Annotated in this window: 16 protein-coding genes; 8 read left to right on the top strand and 8 right to left on the bottom strand. The window is 71.9% G+C overall.

Features of this window, described 5'->3' with window-relative positions; translation table 11 throughout:
- Position 1 precedes the first annotated feature (1 nt).
- Together G7070_RS17165 and G7070_RS17160 are read right to left on the bottom strand one after the other, a co-directional pair.
- A complete protein-coding gene (locus G7070_RS17165) occupies positions 2-1,579 on the bottom strand; it encodes a bifunctional phosphatase PAP2/diacylglycerol kinase family protein (protein ID WP_166234752.1) in 1,578 nt (525 codons plus the stop codon).
- Between the two features lie 61 nt (positions 1,580-1,640).
- Entirely contained in the window at positions 1,641-3,665 is a 2,025-nt protein-coding gene (locus G7070_RS17160) for a hypothetical protein (protein WP_206079857.1), read from the bottom strand.
- 90 nt (positions 3,666-3,755) lie between these two features.
- Between G7070_RS17160 and G7070_RS17155 the strand changes: the two genes are divergently transcribed.
- Entirely contained in the window at positions 3,756-4,097 is a 342-nt protein-coding gene (locus G7070_RS17155) for a metallopeptidase family protein (protein ID WP_166235452.1), read from the top strand.
- A 20-nt stretch (positions 4,098-4,117) separates the two neighbouring features.
- Here the strand turns inward: G7070_RS17155 and G7070_RS17150 are convergent, their stop codons facing one another.
- Positions 4,118-4,945 carry an HAD hydrolase family protein gene (locus G7070_RS17150; protein ID WP_166234751.1) on the bottom strand — a complete coding sequence of 276 codons (828 nt, stop codon included), beginning with the start codon at positions 4,943-4,945 and terminating at the stop codon, positions 4,118-4,120.
- The gene (locus tag G7070_RS17145) at positions 4,942-5,787 is read right to left on the bottom strand and encodes a hypothetical protein (protein ID WP_166234750.1); all 846 of its coding nucleotides are present in this window, start codon (positions 5,785-5,787) and stop codon (positions 4,942-4,944) included. The genes G7070_RS17150 and G7070_RS17145 overlap by 4 nt, the downstream gene beginning before the upstream one ends.
- Positions 5,788-5,858: 71 nt before the next feature.
- Between G7070_RS17145 and G7070_RS17140 the strand changes: the two genes are divergently transcribed.
- From G7070_RS17140 to G7070_RS17120, 5 genes are all read left to right on the top strand, one after another.
- The gene (locus tag G7070_RS17140) at positions 5,859-6,989 is read left to right on the top strand and encodes an AAA family ATPase (protein WP_166234749.1); all 1,131 of its coding nucleotides are present in this window, start codon (positions 5,859-5,861) and stop codon (positions 6,987-6,989) included.
- A 57-nt stretch (positions 6,990-7,046) separates the two neighbouring features.
- On the top strand, positions 7,047-8,051 hold the full coding sequence (locus G7070_RS17135; RefSeq protein ID WP_166235450.1) for a DUF58 domain-containing protein: 1,005 nt from the start codon (positions 7,047-7,049) through the stop codon (positions 8,049-8,051).
- A gap of 11 nt (positions 8,052-8,062) precedes the next feature.
- Complete coding sequence (locus G7070_RS17130; protein WP_166235448.1) at positions 8,063-9,007, top strand: VWA domain-containing protein; 945 nt, start codon at positions 8,063-8,065, stop codon at positions 9,005-9,007.
- Positions 8,998-9,969 carry a VWA domain-containing protein gene (locus G7070_RS17125; protein ID WP_166235446.1) on the top strand — a complete coding sequence of 324 codons (972 nt, stop codon included), beginning with the start codon at positions 8,998-9,000 and terminating at the stop codon, positions 9,967-9,969. The genes G7070_RS17130 and G7070_RS17125 overlap by 10 nt, the downstream gene beginning before the upstream one ends.
- A 178-nt stretch (positions 9,970-10,147) precedes the next feature.
- Positions 10,148-10,822, top strand: coding sequence for a DUF5134 domain-containing protein (locus G7070_RS17120; RefSeq protein WP_166234748.1), 675 nt, complete (start codon positions 10,148-10,150; stop codon positions 10,820-10,822).
- Positions 10,823-10,894: 72 nt separating this feature from the next.
- Here the strand turns inward: G7070_RS17120 and G7070_RS17115 are convergent, their stop codons facing one another.
- Genes G7070_RS17115 through G7070_RS17100 form a run of 4 tightly spaced genes read right to left on the bottom strand, consistent with a single transcriptional unit; the run spans position 10,895 to position 13,994 of the window.
- Complete coding sequence (locus tag G7070_RS17115; RefSeq protein WP_166234747.1) at positions 10,895-11,356, bottom strand: PTS sugar transporter subunit IIA; 462 nt, start codon at positions 11,354-11,356, stop codon at positions 10,895-10,897.
- Between the two features lie 28 nt (positions 11,357-11,384).
- Positions 11,385-12,632: a PTS transporter subunit IIC gene (locus G7070_RS17110; RefSeq protein WP_166234746.1), complete on the bottom strand. Its 1,248-nt coding sequence runs from the start codon at positions 12,630-12,632 to the stop codon at positions 11,385-11,387.
- Positions 12,625-12,936, bottom strand: a complete 312-nt coding sequence (locus G7070_RS17105) for a PTS sugar transporter subunit IIB (RefSeq protein ID WP_166234745.1) — start codon at positions 12,934-12,936, stop codon at positions 12,625-12,627. Before G7070_RS17105 ends, G7070_RS17110 begins: the two co-directional genes overlap by 8 nt.
- Positions 12,936-13,994 carry an alcohol dehydrogenase catalytic domain-containing protein gene (locus G7070_RS17100; RefSeq protein ID WP_206079855.1) on the bottom strand — a complete coding sequence of 353 codons (1,059 nt, stop codon included), beginning with the start codon at positions 13,992-13,994 and terminating at the stop codon, positions 12,936-12,938. Before G7070_RS17100 ends, G7070_RS17105 begins: the two co-directional genes overlap by 1 nt.
- 201 nt (positions 13,995-14,195) lie before the next feature.
- Between G7070_RS17100 and G7070_RS17095 the strand changes: the two genes are divergently transcribed.
- Positions 14,196-16,115, top strand: coding sequence for a BglG family transcription antiterminator (locus G7070_RS17095; RefSeq protein ID WP_166234744.1), 1,920 nt, complete (start codon positions 14,196-14,198; stop codon positions 16,113-16,115).
- 22 nt (positions 16,116-16,137) lie between these two features.
- On the top strand, positions 16,138-16,782 hold the full coding sequence (locus G7070_RS17090) for a class II aldolase/adducin family protein (RefSeq protein WP_166234743.1): 645 nt from the start codon (positions 16,138-16,140) through the stop codon (positions 16,780-16,782).
- The last annotated feature ends 11 nt before the right edge of the window (positions 16,783-16,793 follow it).

Raw genomic sequence — 16,793 nt, 5'->3', positions numbered from 1 at the left:
CCTACCGGCCCCCGTCCTGGCCCGCGTCCGGACGCCGCCCGCCGCGGAGGCGCGGCCCCGGCCCGGGGCACACGACGGTCAGCGCGCGGCGGTCCACCCGGATCCGGAGGCGGTCGGCCAGTTCGCCCAGCTCACCGTCGCGGGCGACCCGCACCGGACCGTCCAGCAGTTCGACGTCCATCTCCGCGGCGGTGGTCACCTCGTAGTAGGGGCTGCGCCACAGTTGGCCGTTCACTAGGGACCAGATGACGCTCCAGCGCGACAGTCCGGTGGTCATGTCGAGGGTCCGCAGGTCGGCGACCCCGTCGTCGAGCTGGGCGCGCAGCCGCGGGGCGAACCCCTGCGGGAGGTACTGCCCGTTGCCGACGAACAGCAAGCTGACGTCCATCTCGACGTCGTCGGCGCGCAGCCGCAGGGAGCGGCTGCGGCGCAGCGTCCGGAGCGCGGCCAGCGCGGCCGCGGCGGGCTTCCCGATCCGCTTCTCGTACTTCTCGCGGATCCGCACGAAGTCGGTGTAGGCGCCGACGCTGGCGGTGTTGAGGAACAGCCCGTCGTTGACGTAGCCCGCGTCGACCTTCACCGCGGTGCCGGCCCGGATCGCCCCGAGCGCCCGGCCGAGGGGGTGGTTGCCGACGTCCTTGGCGAAGTGGTTGAACGTTCCGGCGGGCAGCACCGCCAGCGGCAGCCCGAGGTCCAGCGCGGCCGCGGCGACCGTGCGGACGGTGCCGTCGCCGCCCGCGACGGCGAGCACCTCGGCGTCGGCGCCCCGCTCGCGGATGACGGCGTCCCAGTCCTCGCCCGGGCGGAGTTCCACGACGACCACCTCGGGGAGGGCGGCGCGGACCGCGCGGATGACGCGGGTGCCCGTTCCCGAGCGCGACCCGGGGTTGACGAACAGCGTGACGCCCGCGCCGTCGGGACGGGCGCCGATGTCGAGGGTGGCCAGCCCGGTGCTGCCCGAAACGGGCTGATCGGGGATCGGCACCACCTTGCGTCCCCACACACCCACTCCCATGCCCAGCAGGTAGCCCGCGGCGACGTCGGAGGGGTAGTGCGCGCCGGTGGCGACCCGCGAGAACCCGACTGCCCCGGCGAGCGCCCCCAGCGGGACCGTCAGGGCCGGCCACTCCGCCGAGGCACCGTAGGCGAACGCGGCGGCCGACGCGGCGTGCCCGCTGGGGAACGACGAGGAGGTGGGACGCCGTCGGCCGTTGCGCCCGAACGGCAGCAGTCCCCGGTCCGGTCGCGGCCGGACGATGACCCGCTTGAGCCCCTGGTTCGCGATCAGGCTCGTGGCCGCCAGCGTCGCGACCCCGCGCAGCGCCGCCCGTCGCCCGCGGGCGCCGCCGAGGACGGACAGGCCCGCCGCGATGCCGAACCAGAGCTTCGAGCGGTCGGCCACGTTGGTCAGCGCCGGGGCGGCGCGGTCGAGCAGGGGCGCATGGGTGGACGCGACGGCCTCGAAGACCGACTGATCCACCGCGCGGAGTTCGGTGAGCACCTCCGACGCGCCGGCGCTGAGCCGCGCGAGGCGCCCGCGTCCGCGCCGTGGGTCCAGGGTGGTGCCGAAGCCGCGCATGCCGTCCTCCGTGGGGGTCGTGGTGAAGCCTGCTGCGGCTCAGGCTAACCCGTGCGGGCGCTCAGGCCTCCGGGAGCCGGTCGAACAGCAGCATCCACAGCACGAGCGGCCAGTCCTGGTCGTTGGCCAGCGGATCCTCCCGGTGGGCGGGCATCTGGTCGACGGCGGAGGGGAAGACGAAGGCGCAGGTGGCGCTCCCGTCGGCGTGCACGTTGGCGAGGTTGGCGCGCAGGATCCCCAGCGCGACGGCGTCCGGGTCGGTGCCGGCCGGACGAAGGTCCCGCGGCAGCCGGGCCAGCGCGTTGGCGGTGAGGGCCGACCAGTGGTGGGGGAACACGTCTCCCCACTGGCGGTGCAGCCCGAACCAGTAGCCGTCCCAGTGTCGGATGCCGACGTCGCGCAGCCGGGCGTGCGGCTGGGGTCCGCCGAAGGAGAGCAGCCACGGCAGCGTCTGGTCCACCGCGGCGGCGTACCGGGGCTCGCCGGTGAGCTCGTACGCGGTGATGAAGAGGTTCACCAGCGGCGCGGCGATGGACTGCTCGTAGTTCACCTCGTGCGCGGGCAGCGCGGTGCCCGCGCGCTCGAAGTGGTCGGCCGAGGCCAGGATCGACGCCCGCAGCGCCGCGGCGCGGTCCGGGTCGCCGAGGTCGTCCCAGCGGGCGGCGAGGTCCTGGCAGACCTCCGCCAGGCCGATCGCGAGGAACTTCTCCACGCCGAGGGCGAACGCCCGCTCGATGATCGCGGTGGCGACCCGGAGGTGCTCGGTCTCGCCGGTGGCGCGGTGCCGCTCGAGGAAGAAGCGGGCCAGCCACGGGCTGTCGTACAGGCGCGGCTCGCCCCGGTGGTTGCTGCCGCGGCGGGCGGTGAACGCCTCGTCCAGCAGGTGCGCCCGGGCGAACGCCGTCCAGGCGTCCAGGGCGGGCTCGACGGACGCGTCCAGCCAGCCCAGCCGGCGTCCGACCTGCAGCAGCAGCGCCATGCAGGTGCGCTCGGACCCGTCCGACCAGTCCGACCAGTTGTCGTCGTCGGGGTGCAGGCCCGTGCGGGTGTCCACCGGCACGAGCGCGCCCGCCAGCAGCCCGCCGCGCTCCACGGGCCGTTGGTGCGCCAGCATGTAGCGCGCCCGCGCCGCCACGGCCTCGGGCAGCGTCGGGCAGAACTGCACCGCCGTCCGGCCGCCCCCGCCCAGCCGGATGGGGTGGACGCCCGGCTCGCACGCCGTGAGCCGCCGGCCGCCGGGGATCGGCTCGACCCGCAGGGTCGGCGCGTCCACCTCCTGCTCGGTGAGCAGCGTCAGGGCGGAGCCGAGCGGCGCGCGGACGTCGCTCAACGCGCCGGGCGCCGCGGTCGCGGCGAGGAAGGCCTCGCGGTCGTCGTACCAGGCGCTCTCCCACACCAGCCGGTACGCGGCGCCGGCGTCGAGGTCGAGCGCGGGCTGCCCGCCGAACGCGTCCGGGTTCCGCGCCCGGTCGGTCACCTGCAGCACCAGGTGCCCCCGGGCGTTGGAGAACGTGTTCTGGTTCCGGGACTCGACTGAGTAGGCGTGCAGCGCGCCCTCCCGGACGATCAGCCCGAGCCGGCGTCCGCTGCCCGCCATCGGCTCGGCCAGCGCCCACGCCCAGGTGCCGCCGGTGAACAGGTGGGCGTGCACCGCCGAGGCGAGGCTGGTGGCGGCGTCGGCGTAGGCGTCGTGGAAGGGGGTCTGGATCCCGAGTCCCTCGATGGTCAGCGGGCGCCCCGAGACGTTGGTGAAGGTGTGGGTCTCGACGAAGGCGTCCCCGACCACCTCGCGCTCGACGTCGAGCCGGACGCCGGCGACCGGGGCGAACGCCACGCGCACTCCTGCGGGCGTCGGGGTCACGGACGCGGGGGTGTGCCAGCGGCCGCCGCCCAGCGTGGTGACGAGGTGCCCGCTGCCCCAGCGGTGCGGCGCGGTGTGCCAGTCCTGGGCGTCCGACAGCAGGAACCGGCGCTGCGGGGCGTCCGGGTCCAGGAACTGCAGCGGGGCCCCGCTGACGGCGTCCAGGCTCACCGCCCCGGGGCCGAAGCCGAGCTGGCGCGGAGCGGGCGTGCGGGCGGTGGTCATGGCGGACGTTCTCCTCGACGGACGGGCTGCGGCGGTCTCAACCTAGCGAGTCCGCGGGGCGCTGGTGGCTAGGCTGGCGGGGTGATCGCGATGACGGACGACGAGTTCGAGGGCCACGTCAACGACGCCCTGGACTCGATCCCGGCGGAGCTGCTCGACCTGCTCGACAACTGCGTGATCGTGATCGAGGACGAGGCCCCCGAGCACGACCCCGACCTCCTGGGCGAGTACGACGGCACGCCCCTGACCGAGCGCGGCTTCCAGTACGGCGGGGTGCTGCCGGACCGGATCATCATCTACAAGAACCCGACGCTGCGGTACTGCCGCAGCCACGCCGAGGTGGTCGAGGAGGTCGGCATCACGGTCGTGCACGAGATCGCGCACTTCTTCGGCATCGACGACGACCGGCTGCACGAACTGGGCTACGCCTGACGCCGACCGGGCGCGGGTGCTCAGCCCAGCAGGCGGCGGACGGTCGCCCCCACGCCGCCCTCGGCGTTGGTCGGCGCCTGCGGGAAGCGGCCCTGCAGGGACGCGTGCGCGTTGCCCATGGCGTAGCCGTGCCCCGCGAACGTCAGCATCTCCAGGTCGTTGGGCATGTCCCCGAACGCGGCCACGGACGCCGCGGGGACGCCGAGCTCGTCGCAGAAGGCGGCCAGCGTCGTGGCCTTGCAGACCCCGGGCGCGCTCATCTCGAGCAGGCCGCGGTGGCCGGGCGGGGTGGAGTGCGTGACGGTGACGCGGTCCCCGACGAGCGCCGAGGCCTGCGCGAGGAAGGCGTCGATCCCCAGGTCGTGCGCCATGGCCAGCATCTTGACCACCGGCTCGTCGTGGGCGGTCAACTGCTCCCACGGGGCGTGCACGGTGTCGAGGGTCTCGTCGATCACCTGGCCGGCCGGGTCGGATTCGCGCACCGGCCACGCGGGCTCGCAGCCGAACAGGTAGCCGTGCTCGATGGCGAACAGGACGCCGGGGAACGCGGCCCGCATCGCGGTGGCGACCGCGTGGAGGTCGGGCACGCCGATCGCCCGGACGCGCTCCATGGCGCCGGTGGCCAGGTCGACGACGGCGGCGCCGTTGCTGACGATGACGTGCGGGTCGGCGTCCCGGATCGGGTCGAGGCAGCCGAGCCAGCGGGCGGGCCGCCCGGTCGCCACCACGATCCGGACGCCGCGGGCGTGCGCCTCGAGCAGCGCGTCGGCGTCGGAGTCGGACACGCGGCCGTCGGGGCCGAGCAGCGTCCCGTCCAGGTCGGTCGCGATGAGGCGCAGGTCGGTCATAGCTTGCTGTTGGGCGTGGGGGAGTTGGCCGTCTGGCTGGCGGATCCCGACGGCTGCGGCGAGCCCGACTGCGGGCTCGGGGAGCCGGACTGCGGGCTGGGCGAGCCGGACTGCGGCGACGGCGAACCGGAGCCGCCCGAGGCGCTGGCCGAGTTGGGGACCGGGTCCGGCGCGGACTGGGGCGGGGTGGCCTGGAAGAGCAGGATCGCGATCAGGATCGCCAGGGCCATCAGCAGCATCATGATGAGCCACGAGATGAGGATGCTGGCCCAGCCGGCGCGCTGCGGCCTGCCCGGCCACGGCAGCGGCCACTGCCGGGCGGCGCCCGGCGCCACCTTGTCGATCCAGTGCAGGGCGTACCCCGGGCCCTTCTGCGCGCCCAGGTTGGGCAGCCAGGACAGGTCGACCTCGGCGAGGATCCGCTCGGCCTCGGCGACCGCCGCGGGCGAGCCGTCGTAGTCCAGGGCCACCCACGGCGCGGTGGGGCTCGCGTCCGGGGGCTCGGGGGTGCCCTCGGGGGCGACGTACTTGCCGGCGAGCCGGCCGCCGTCCTGCCCGCGTCCGCCGCGGGCGATGACGGTGTCGATGTGCATCTTGTCGACGGTGCCGGCGAACCGGTCCACGGCGGCGGCGTCCTCGGTGGCGCCCTCGCTCAGCATCACGACCATGGCGGGCCGGTCGCCTTCGGTGTGCGCGGCGTACGCCACCCCCGACGGCGAGCCCGCGACCCGGGCGTCGAGCCAGTAGCCGCCGACCCGGGGCGGGTCGACCGGCAGCAGGGGATACAGCAGGGCGCCCCCGGCGTCGGGGGCGGGCTGGTCTGCGCTGGGCGGCTCGGTCATCGTCCCCATTGTGCCGCATCGCCCCGAACCGGGGTCGGGTGCGGCCGCCCGGCGAGGCGACCCCACCTCGGATGCACAGGAACGAGCAGGTAAGGTCGATCCCGTTCTTGCCAAGCCCAGCCCGCACCAAGGAGAACACGCGCGTGACAGCATCGAGTCAACCCGCCTTCACCACGGCGGAGGCGGCCACCCTGTTGGGCGAGGCCATCGCCGAGATCCAGCGCGTGATCGTCGGGCAGGAGCACATGGTCGAACAGCTCATGGTGGGCCTGCTCGCCAAGGGTCACGTGCTGCTGGAGGGCGTGCCGGGCACCGCCAAGACGCTGGCCGTCCGCACCTTCGCCACCGTCGTGGGCGGCGACTTCGCCCGCATCCAGTTCACCCCCGACCTCGTGCCCTCCGACATCGTGGGCACCCGCATCTACTCCGCCAGCCAGGAGAAGTTCGACACCGTGCTCGGCCCGGTGTTCGTCAACTTCGTCCTCGCCGACGAGATCAACCGCGCGCCCGCCAAGGTGCAGTCGGCGATGCTGGAGCTGATGGCGGAACGGCAGGTCTCCCTCGGCGGCAAGACCTACCCGCTGCCCAAGCCGTTCAGCGTCATCGCGACGCAGAACCCGATCGAGTCCGAGGGCGTCTACCCGCTGCCCGAGGCGCAGCGCGACCGCTTCCTGCTCAAGATCGACGTGCCCTACCCGCGCGGCAACGAGGAGTTCGAGATCCTGCGCCGCATGAGCGTCCGGCCGCCGGAGGCGCGCAACCTGCTCAACACCGACCAGGTGCTGACGCTGCAGGACCTGGCGAGCAACGTGTTCGTGCACAACCTCGTCGCCGAGTACATCGTCCGGCTCGTGATGGCGACCCGTAACCCCACCGAGTTCGGCATGCCCGACCTCGAGCCGGTCATCCAGGTCGGGGCGTCCTCGCGCGCCACGCTGGGCCTGGTCGCGGCGGCCCGCGCCCTCGCCCTGATCCACGGCCGCGACTACGTGCTGCCCACCGACGTCCAGGCGGTCGCCCAGGACGTGATGGCGCACCGCATGGTGCTGGGCTTCGACGCCATCGCCGACAACATCTCCCCGGTGCAGGTCGTCGAGCGGATCATCGCGATGGTGCCCGCCCCCACCCCGGTGTGGAACGACCAGCAGCGGCAGCAGGCGCGGACCGAGCACCACTACGAGCCCGGTCGCGTCCACCCGTAAGGGAGCCCCGTGACGAACCAGCCCCGCCCGGACTTCGCGCCCACCGACGACCTCGGTGTGGTGGCGTCGGTCCTGCGCGAGCCCACGGGCGCCACCATCCCGCTGTCGAAGCTGGCGCCCGAGCAGGCGCTGAAGCGGCTCGAGTTGGCGGTCGTGCGACGCATGGAGGGCTACCTGCACGGCGACCACCGCGGCCTGCTGCCGGGTTCGGGCTCGGAGACCAACGACGCGCGGCTGTACGTGCCGGGTCAGGACGACGTCCGCAAGATGGACTGGGCGGTCACCGCCCGGACCCAGACCCCGCACGTCCGCGACACGATCGCCGACCGCGAGCTGGAGGTGTGGGCGCTGCTGGACGCCACCCCGTCGATGAACTGGGGCACCGAGGGCGTCACCAAACGGGACCTGGGGATCGCCGCGATCGCGACGATCGGCTTCCTCAGCCAGAAGATGGGCGACCGGTTCGGCGCGCTCATCATGCGTCCCGACGCCATGGTGCGGATCCCCGCGCGGTCCGGGCGCATGGCGCTGTACTCGCTGCTGCGCCGGCTCCTGACCGAGCCGATCGTGCCCGACCACGCCACGGGCGACTACACGCTGGCGCGCGGCATCGACCAGTTGGCGCGCACCCAGCGCCGCCGCGGGCTGCGCGTCGTGGTGTCGGACTTCCTCAGCCCGGGCGAGACCGAGCTCGACCCCGACATCCCGCCGGAGTGGGAGCGGCCGCTGCGCCGCCTGGCGGTGAAGAACCAGGTGATCTGCGTCGAGGTGCTGGACCGCCGCGAGGTGGAGTTCCCCGACGTCGGCGACATCCTGATCCGCGACCCCGAAAGCGACTTCGCCCGCTACATCAACACCTCGGACGCCGCCGCGCGCGACCGCTTCAACGCCGCCTCCCAGGCGCAGCGGGAGCGGACGCGGATCGCCTTCCGGCGCGCCGGCGTCGCCCATATCCAGCTGCGGACCGACCGGGACTGGGTCGAGGACATCGCCCGCTTCGTGCTGTCGTACCGGCGCGTCGCCGGCCAGCTGCACCAGCCGCCGCAGGGGGTCGCGAAGTGAACCTGTCGGAGATGTTCCTGCAGCCGGGGCGACTGTGGATGCTGCTCGTGGTGCCGGTGCTGGTGCTGGCCTACATCATCGTGACGCGCCGCAAGAAGCGCACGGGGATGCGGTTCACCAACACCGCGGTGCTGGGGCGGGTGGTCCGCAAGCAGTCGCAGTGGCGCCGGCACCTCGCCGTCGCGCTGTCGCTGCTGAGCCTCGTGACGCTCGTGCTGGCCTGGTCGCGCCCCAACGGGGTGGACCGGGTGCCGCGGGAGCGCGCCACCATCGTCCTGGTCATCGACGTGTCGCAGTCCATGGCGGCCACCGACGTCGCGCCGTCGCGGCTCGAGGCGGCCAAGCAGACGTCGATCGATTTCGTGAAGACCCTGCCCGAGCAGTACAACGTCGCGGTCGTGTCGATGTCGGGCAACCCCGCCACCCGCCTGGGCCCCACCACCGACCGCACCATGGCGACCCGGGCGATCCAGGGGCTCGCCCTGCAGGACTCCACCGCGATCGGGGACGCGATCTACGTGGCGCTCAGCGCGATCCAGATGGCGCCCAAGGGCGACGACGGCTCGATCGCGCCCGGGGCCATCGTGCTGCTGTCGGACGGCCAGAACACCGCCGGGCGCTCGCCGCAGCAGGGCGCGGCGCAGGCGCGCGAGGACGAGGTGCCGATCCACACCATCGCCTACGGCACGGAGAACGGCTCGGTCGATCTGGACGGCAAGCGGGAGCGCGTACCGCCCGACCCCGCGCTGATGCGGACCATCGCCGAGATCTCGGGCGGCACCTACGCCGCGGCGGAGTCGGCCGGCGACCTCAGCAGGATCTACCAGTCGATCCGCTCCGAGATCGGCTACGACGAGGTCAAGAAGGAGACCACCGCGACGTGGGCCGGGTACGGCCTGGCGTTCGCCGTCGTGGCCGCCCTCGCGGCCGTGTCCCTGGGGGCCCGCTGGCCATGATGACGCCACTGATCTCGTTCTTCCACCCGGAGCGGCTGTGGCTGCTGCTGCTGATCCCGGTGCTGCTGGTCGTCTACTACGCCCTGGTCCGGCGCAGCGCCCAGCGCAGCCGCCGCTTCGGCATCGACAACCTCGACCGCGTGCTGCCCAAGCAGGCCTCCTGGAAGCGGCACATCGCCGTCTTCGCCGCGATCGGAAGCCTGGCGTCGCTCACCGTCGCGTTCTCCCAGCCCAAGGACTCGGTGAACGTTCCGCGCGAGCGGGCCACCATCGTGGTGGCGATCGACGTCTCGCGCTCGATGGAGGCCACCGACATCGACCCGAACCGCCTCGTGGCCGCGAAGGCGGCGGCGCAGAACTTCCTCGGGATGCTGCCGCGCGGCTTCAACGTCTCGCTGGTCGCCTTCGCCGGCTCCTCCTCGATCATCGTGCCCCCGACGCCCGACCGCGGGCTGGTCGGCCGCGCGATCGAGAACCTGGCACTCGCGCCGTCCACCGCCATCGGCGAGGGCATCTACAGCTCGCTGGACGCCATGGCGCTGGTGCCGCCCGACCCGAACCGCCCCGACGAGCCGACGCCCGGGGCGATCGTGCTGCTGTCCGACGGGTTCACCAACATCGGGCGGTCCTCCGCGGCCGCCGCGCGGGATTCGAAGGCCGCCGGCTACCCGATCTACACGATCGCCTACGGCACCCCCAACGGCTACGTGGTGAGCAACGGACGCCGCGAGCCGGTGCCGGTCAACACCGCGGAGCTCGCCACGGTGGCCCGGGAGTCCGGCGGCGAGGCGTTCAAGGCCGGGTCGGCCAACGAGCTGCAGAAGGTGTACGCGAGCATCGCCAGCTCGGTGGGGTACGAGAAGGTCGACCAGGAGGTCACCGAGCTCTACGCCGGCATCGCGCTGGGCTTCGCGATCCTCGCGAGCCTCGCCGTGGCGTCGTTGGCCGCCCGCTGGCCCTGACGGGCGTCCAACCCGTAGTCGCACAACGTTTCAAGTGGCGCGGGCCGTCCCGACTGATCTAGGGTCGAGGCACCGGCGTCCGCCGGTCCCCGCAATCGCATCACAGCGCCCGGCGTCCTTCTTCACGCCCTGGGCGACCCGATGGTTCCTCGGTCGAAGGACCGGGGAGGAACCTGCCTTGTTCTCATTCACCCAGACGCCGGTGATGTTCACCGGCCTTCTCGTCATGTTCGCGTGGTGCACGATCTGGAGCCTCGTCGAACTCGTCGGCTCGCGCACGGCCCAGGACCGCATCATGAACGCTCTGCACCTGTTCATGTCGGTGGTCATGCTCCTGATGGTGCCCCGCCCGACCTGGTCCGCGCTGGCGGGCCTGATCCCCACGCCCGTCCTGTCGGCGATCTTCGTGGCGTGCGCCGCGTGGTTCGTCTGGGCGGCGTTCCGCTCCCGCCGCCACGCCGGCCACGCCGGTCACGAGGGCCACGCCGGCCACGGCCGGCACCTCGCGGGCCACGCGGTGATGTTCGCCGCCATGGCCTGGCACCTGGCCGGCATGGCCGTCGCCATGGCGTCCATGAAGATGCGCGGCGACCACGGCTCGCACGGCGGCATGTCCGGCGACGCGCTGATGACGCCGCCCGGGATGCTCGTCATCGCCTGGATGGGCCTGTTCTTCATGACCGCTCTGCTGGTCATGGGGGTCTCCGACCTCCTCGGATGCCTGCGCCCGGGCGCCGCGCCGGCGCGGCGCGCGCACCTGGCGATGGGTGCGGCCATGAATCTGGGCATGTTCTGGATGAGCGTGGGGCTGATCGCCCCGCTCATGCCGTTCATGAAGGTGCTGCAGCTCTAGACCACGCAGCACGACGAAGGGGCGGGTGGCCGATCGGCCACCCGCCCCTCTGTCGTCGTGGACGTCCTCGCGTCACTGCGGGAGGAAGGCCTCCTGGGTGAGGGCGACGAGGGTCTCCCGGTCCGAAGCGCCGAGGAGCGCGTCGAGGAACGCGTCGTCCTGGATCGCCTTGATCACCCGCTTGAGCACCCCGAGCTGGTTGCCTCCCGACAACGCCAGCATCACGACGACCCGGACGTCCACGTGGGCGTCCTCGTGGCCCGCCATCTCCCCGAACCGGACCGGCCGGCCGAGCGTCGCCACCGAGATGGTGTCGGCGACGACGTGCACCGCGTCGGTGTGGGGGATCGCGACCCCGCAGCCCACCGGCAGCCCGGTCGGGAAGGTGCGCTCCCGCTGGGAGATGGCCTCCCGGAAGGTCGGGCGCACCCGGCCGCCGGCCACCAGGGCGTCGGCCATCGCGTCGAAGAGGACCGCCTGGTCCGGCGCCCAGAGGTTGACGTGGGTGAACTCGGTGCTGATCAGCACGCTCATGTCCTTCGCCTCTCGTGACGGTCGGGGATCAGAAGATCCGGTTGAGGGTGCTGATGACGACGTTGGCCAGGTTGAACCCGAAGAAGCCGTCGGTGACGACCCCGTCGACCTGGACGCCGGTGGCGCGCATCATCTCGGTCGCCTCGGGGGCGAACAGATTGGCGGCGAACTGCACGAACAGCAGGAACAGCGCGCTGCCCACGATGGTGCGGAACAGGTTGCCGCGGCAGCCCAGCGAGATCATCGGGACCATGTAGACGATCACGGTCAGCAGCCCGACCGGGAAGTACGTCATGCCCGGGATGATGAACGCGTACAGGATGGCGAGCGGGATCATCAGGACGGTCGTGGTGATGGCGGTCGGATCGCCCAGCGCCAGCGCCACGTCCATGCCGATGGTCAGCTCGCGGTCCTTGCCCACGCGTCGCTTCATGAACTCGTGCGCCCCGGTGCCGACGGCGCTGAGGCCCTCCATCATCACCGAGACCATGCGCGGCAGCAGCACCAGCGTGGCGGCGATGCCCATGCCCATGGTCAGGACGCCCTGCCAGGGCTGACCCGTGAGGACGCCCAGGAAGGCGCCCACCAGCAGGCCGATGATGGCGGTGTCGCCGAAGAACCCGAGCCGGTCGCCGACCTTGTCCATGGACAGGTCGATCTTCTTCAGCCCCGGGATGGAGCCGATGACCTTGTCGACGAGCACGCCGACGGGCCAGGCGAGGGTGATGAAGGAGAACGTGGTGCAGGTGGTGCCCTCCAGGCCGTAGTACTTCTGCCAGTACGGGGCGATGATCCTGCCCACGACGAGCGAGACCACCGACAGCACGACGGTGACGATCAGCCCGACCCAGAAGCTGCCGGTGAGGGCGTAGGCGAGGGTGCCGGGGATGAGGAAGTGGATGTAGTTCCAGATGTCCACGTTGAGGACGTTGGTCCACTTCAGCGCGATCATCAGCAGGTTCACCAGGACGATCAGCAGGATCGCCAGGGCGGCGAACGGCACCGACCACACCGACGCCCCCATGGCGGCCCAGCCCACGTCCACCGTGGTGAAGCCCGCGGTGTCGAGGCCCTTGTAGTACGTGATGGCGGGCTCGACGCTGGTCATCAGCAACCCGATGACCAACTGCAGGCCGGCGAAGCCGATGCCGATCATCAGGCCCGCCTTGACCGCCTTGCCGACCTTCATGCGGAAGACCAGGCCGAGGATCGTCATCACGAGCGGGAGCATGACGACAGCCCCCAGATCCATGATGGACTGGATCACCTCAAGCATCGGGCGAGCCCTCCAGGACCGCGCGGCAGGTGGCGACGATCTCGGCCGCGACCTTGTCCTCGTTGACGCCCGAGATCAGCCCGAACACCTGGACGACGGGCTTGTCGAGCGGCTTGGGGTAACGGGTGGTCACCATGACGACGTCGACGCCGTCCACGAGCGCCGGGACCTGCCCGACGGTGCCCTTGGTGATCGAGGCCGGGATCCCGGCCTCCTTCAGGATCTCCTTGACCTTCTCCTGAGCGACGGTGGACGTGGCGATGCCACTCCCACAGGCGATCAGGATCTTGACCTGTGCGGTCATCATTCCTCCTCGGAGTTGGGCAGAAGCACCACTTTGAGCGCTTCGCCGGTGCGGGTGAGTTCGATGGCCCGGTTGATCTCGCGCAGCGGCAGCACGTGCGTGACGATCCTCGAGGCCGGGAAACTGGGGTCGATCGCGAGCTCGAAGGCCCGCTGGACCTGCATGCTGTTCGCGCCGTAGTGGCCGTAGATCCACAGGCCGCTGTAGTGCACCAGGTTGCTGTCGATCTCGGTGAGCGCCCCCTTGGGGACGCCCCCGAAGAACACGACGGTGCCGGTCTTCTTCGCCATCGCGAGCCCCTGCTGCTGGGCGACGGTGGACGGGTTGGCGGAGATGACCTTGTCCACGCCGAGCCCGTCGGTGAGCCGGCGGACCTCCTCGACGGCGTCCACGGCCGAGGAGTCGACGCGGTGGTCGATCGCGAACCCGCTGGACTTGGCCAGCCGGTCGGCGTTGACGTCGACCAGGATGATGGTCTTCGCCCCGCGCATCCGGCACAGGATCGAGAGGAAGACCCCGATGGGTCCCGCGCCGAGCACGGCCACGGTGTCGCCCAGCCGGACGTCGATGTTGTCGACGCAGGCGTACGTCGAGGACAGCGGCTCCGCCAGGGAGGCCGCCACCGGGTCCACGCCCTTCGGCACCGGGAACGTGGCGCCGCGCTCGACGCGCTTGTCGGTGTAGGCGATGTACTGCGCGAACCCGCCAGGACGGTCGGCGTAGTTCTCGACGTTGGGGCACTGCTCGCTGTGGCCGCCCCGGCAGAACTCGCACCGCAGGCAGTGCGCGACGGGGTAGACGTAGATCCGGTCGCCGACGCTGTACTGCGTGACGCCCGGGGCGACCTCGTCGACGATCCCCACGACCTCGTGGCCGTAGATGTGCGGGTAGGCCCCCTTGCGGGAGTCCGTGGTGAGGTTGCGGATGTCCGAACCGCACAGGCCGATCGCCTCGACCTTCACCACGAAACCCCCCTCGGGGCACGTGGGGCGGGGGACCTTCTCGAAGCGGACGTCCCCGGGGCCGTGCATGACGGCGGCGTCCATCAGTTGTGTCACGGTGCGTCTCCTTCAGCGCTGATTCCTGCGCTGTAGTTTCGCCGCGGCCGCGCCCGGAACACCATGGAACGTTTTGCCTCCCCGGCGGCAGCCGGGCGCACCGCGACCTGCCGGGGGGCAGGCAACGGATTCCCTTGTCGCACTGGTTTTGGTGCGGTGAAATTCTCCCGGGGCCGGCGAGCGACCCCGACGATCCGAGCGATGCGTGTGGGGGTGGATGTGGCCTGGTTGAGCGAGCGGCAGGCGTTGCTTCTGCACCTGCTGAGCGAGGTCGGGCACCCGGTGACGGGGCAGGGTCTAACGACGCTGCTGGGCGTCAGCCCGCGCACGCTGCGTTACGACATCGCCCGCGTCAACCGCACGGCCGGCGTCGACCTCGTGCAGGGCACGTCGCAGGGCTACCGGCTCGACCTGGCGGCCCACCAGTCGCTCACGCAGGCCGGCGTCCACCTGACGCCCGAGCTGGGCAACGAGGACCGCGTCCTGCTGTACCTGCTGGACCACCCGCGCACCGACGTCCACGACATCGTCGTGGACTGCTACCTGGGCGAATCGGTCGTCCGGTCGGCGCTGCGCAAGCTCAAGGCGCAGCTGGGCAACGGGCCCACGACGCTGAGCACGCGCGGCAGCGCCGTCTCCCTGGACGCCGACGAACTCGAGCTGCGCCGCCTGCTCGGCCAACTCGTGCACCGCGCCATGGACGTCGCCGGCGGCCGCAACTCGCGCATCGGTCGCTACCTGCCCGACGTGGACGTCCCGCGCCTCGGGGTGCTCGTCGACGCCGTCCTGGCCGAGCACGGGGTCTCGATGGACGACCTGCGGCGCGAAAGCCTCGTCATCACGCTGGCCATCTGCCTGCAGCGCTCCCGGCGGCGCTCGCCGCAGCCCGGCGGCAGGGACCTGGGGGAGGACGCGGCGAGCCGCATCGTCGCCGCCCTGACGACGCAGGCGGCCCGCCTGTACCCCGAGCGGCCGCTCGGGCTGGCCGACCAGGCGCACCTGGCCGGGCTCGTCGCGTCCGCCCTGGACGCCGACGACGAACGGCCGTCACCGGCCGGCCGCCCCGACGCCGCCACCGTGCGCTGCGTGGTGCACGACGCGCTGGAGGAGACCGTCGCGCGCTTCAACCTCACGATCCAGCGCGACAAGCTGCTCAGCAGCCTGGAGGGGCACATCGGCAGGATGCTGCGCCGCGTCGACACCATGCTGTACTTCCGCAACAGCCTGCAGGACTCGCTGCACGCCCGTTCGCCGTTCCTGTACGACGTCGCCGTGTTCCTCGCCGACCGGATCGCCCGCCGCCTGGACGTGCGGTTCACCGACGACGAGATCGGGCTGCTGGCGATCTACTTCGGGCTCTACTCGACCGAGCCGACCACCGACGAGCAGGCCGTCACCGCGGTGCTCGTGTGCCCGCGCTACCAGACGCTGCAGGACTGGCTGATCGCCGGCCTCGTCGAGCGGTACCTGGAGACCCTGCGGATCGTCGACATCGTGTCGACGCCCGCCGAGGCCGACGCGCTCGAAGCCGATCTCGTGATCACCACGTTCGAGGACTCCGGCAACGGACGTCCGACCGTGCAGATCAGCGCCGTGCTCTCCCACCTGGACGTCCAGGCGATCGACGCGGCCCTGTCGCGGGTCCGGGAGTCCCGGTCGCGCGGCCGGATGGCGCGCACGATGGCCCGCTTCCTGGATCCCGCCCTGTTCTTCACCGGGCAGCGCTTCGACGACGCCACCGAGGCGATCGTCTTCCTGTCCCGGGCCATGGCCGAGCGCGGCGTCGTCCCGCCGGAGTACCTCGACAGCGTGCTGCTGCGGGAGACCTACTCCTCGACGGCGTTCGCACGCCGGTTCGCGATCCCGCACGCGATGGACCTGATCGCGCACGAGACGAAGGTCGCGGTGCTGATCCCCGAGGCCCCGATCAGCTGGGAGGGAGCCGACGTGACGCTGGTGCTGATGCTGGCGATCAACGGCGACGACTACGACGACTTCATCGACTTCTACCAGCCGCTGGTGCGGCTGCTGTACGACCCCCAGCTGTTCTCCCAGGTGCGCAAGGCGTCCGGCTTCGCCGAGTTCCGCGACCTCCTGGGCGAGCAACTCTCGGCCGAATGACCCACAACGAAGGAGAACCCCGATGATCCACGAAGAAGCCCGCACGGCCGTCGTCCGCGCCTGCCAGCGCCTGCAGCGCCTCGGGCTGGTGGTGCGCACGGCCGGCAACGTGTCCGTGCGGATCGGGGACGAGGTGCTCATCTCCCCGTCCGGCATCGAGTACGCCGACCTGACGCCCGGGCTCGTCGGCGTCCACGACCTCGACGGGGGCGAGATCGACGCCCCGCTGAAGCCCTCCAGCGAACTGCCGCTGCACCTGGCGGTGTACCGCGGCACGGACGCCGGCGCGATCACGCACAACCACGCGCCCGCCTCCACGGCCATGGGCCTGGTGTGCGACGTCGTCCCGACCTCGCACTACTACTCGGCGATGTTCGGCGGCCCCGTGCGCGTGGCGCCGTACGCCCCGTTCGGTACCGACGCGCTCGCCCGCGGCGTCGTGGAGGCCCTGGACGGCCGCACCGGGGCGCTCATGGCGAACCACGGCGCGGTCACCATCGGTGCCACGCTCGACAAGGCGCTGTCGCTGCTGCCCTACCTGGAGTACATCTGCGAGATCCAGCTGCGCGCCATGGCCACCGGCGGCCCGGTGAAGCTGCTCGACGCCGCGCAGACCGACGCCATGGTGATCGCGATGCAGGGATACGGCCAGCCCCAGGAGGACTGAGCGCCGCGGGG

Origin of the sequence: Propioniciclava coleopterorum, from assembly GCF_011393335.1 — a bacterium.
Lineage (GTDB): Bacteria > Actinomycetota > Actinomycetes > Propionibacteriales > Propionibacteriaceae > Propioniciclava > Propioniciclava coleopterorum.
The sequence above is the reverse complement of the archived record's forward strand: the minus strand, read 5'-3'. Positions and strand labels throughout refer to the sequence as shown.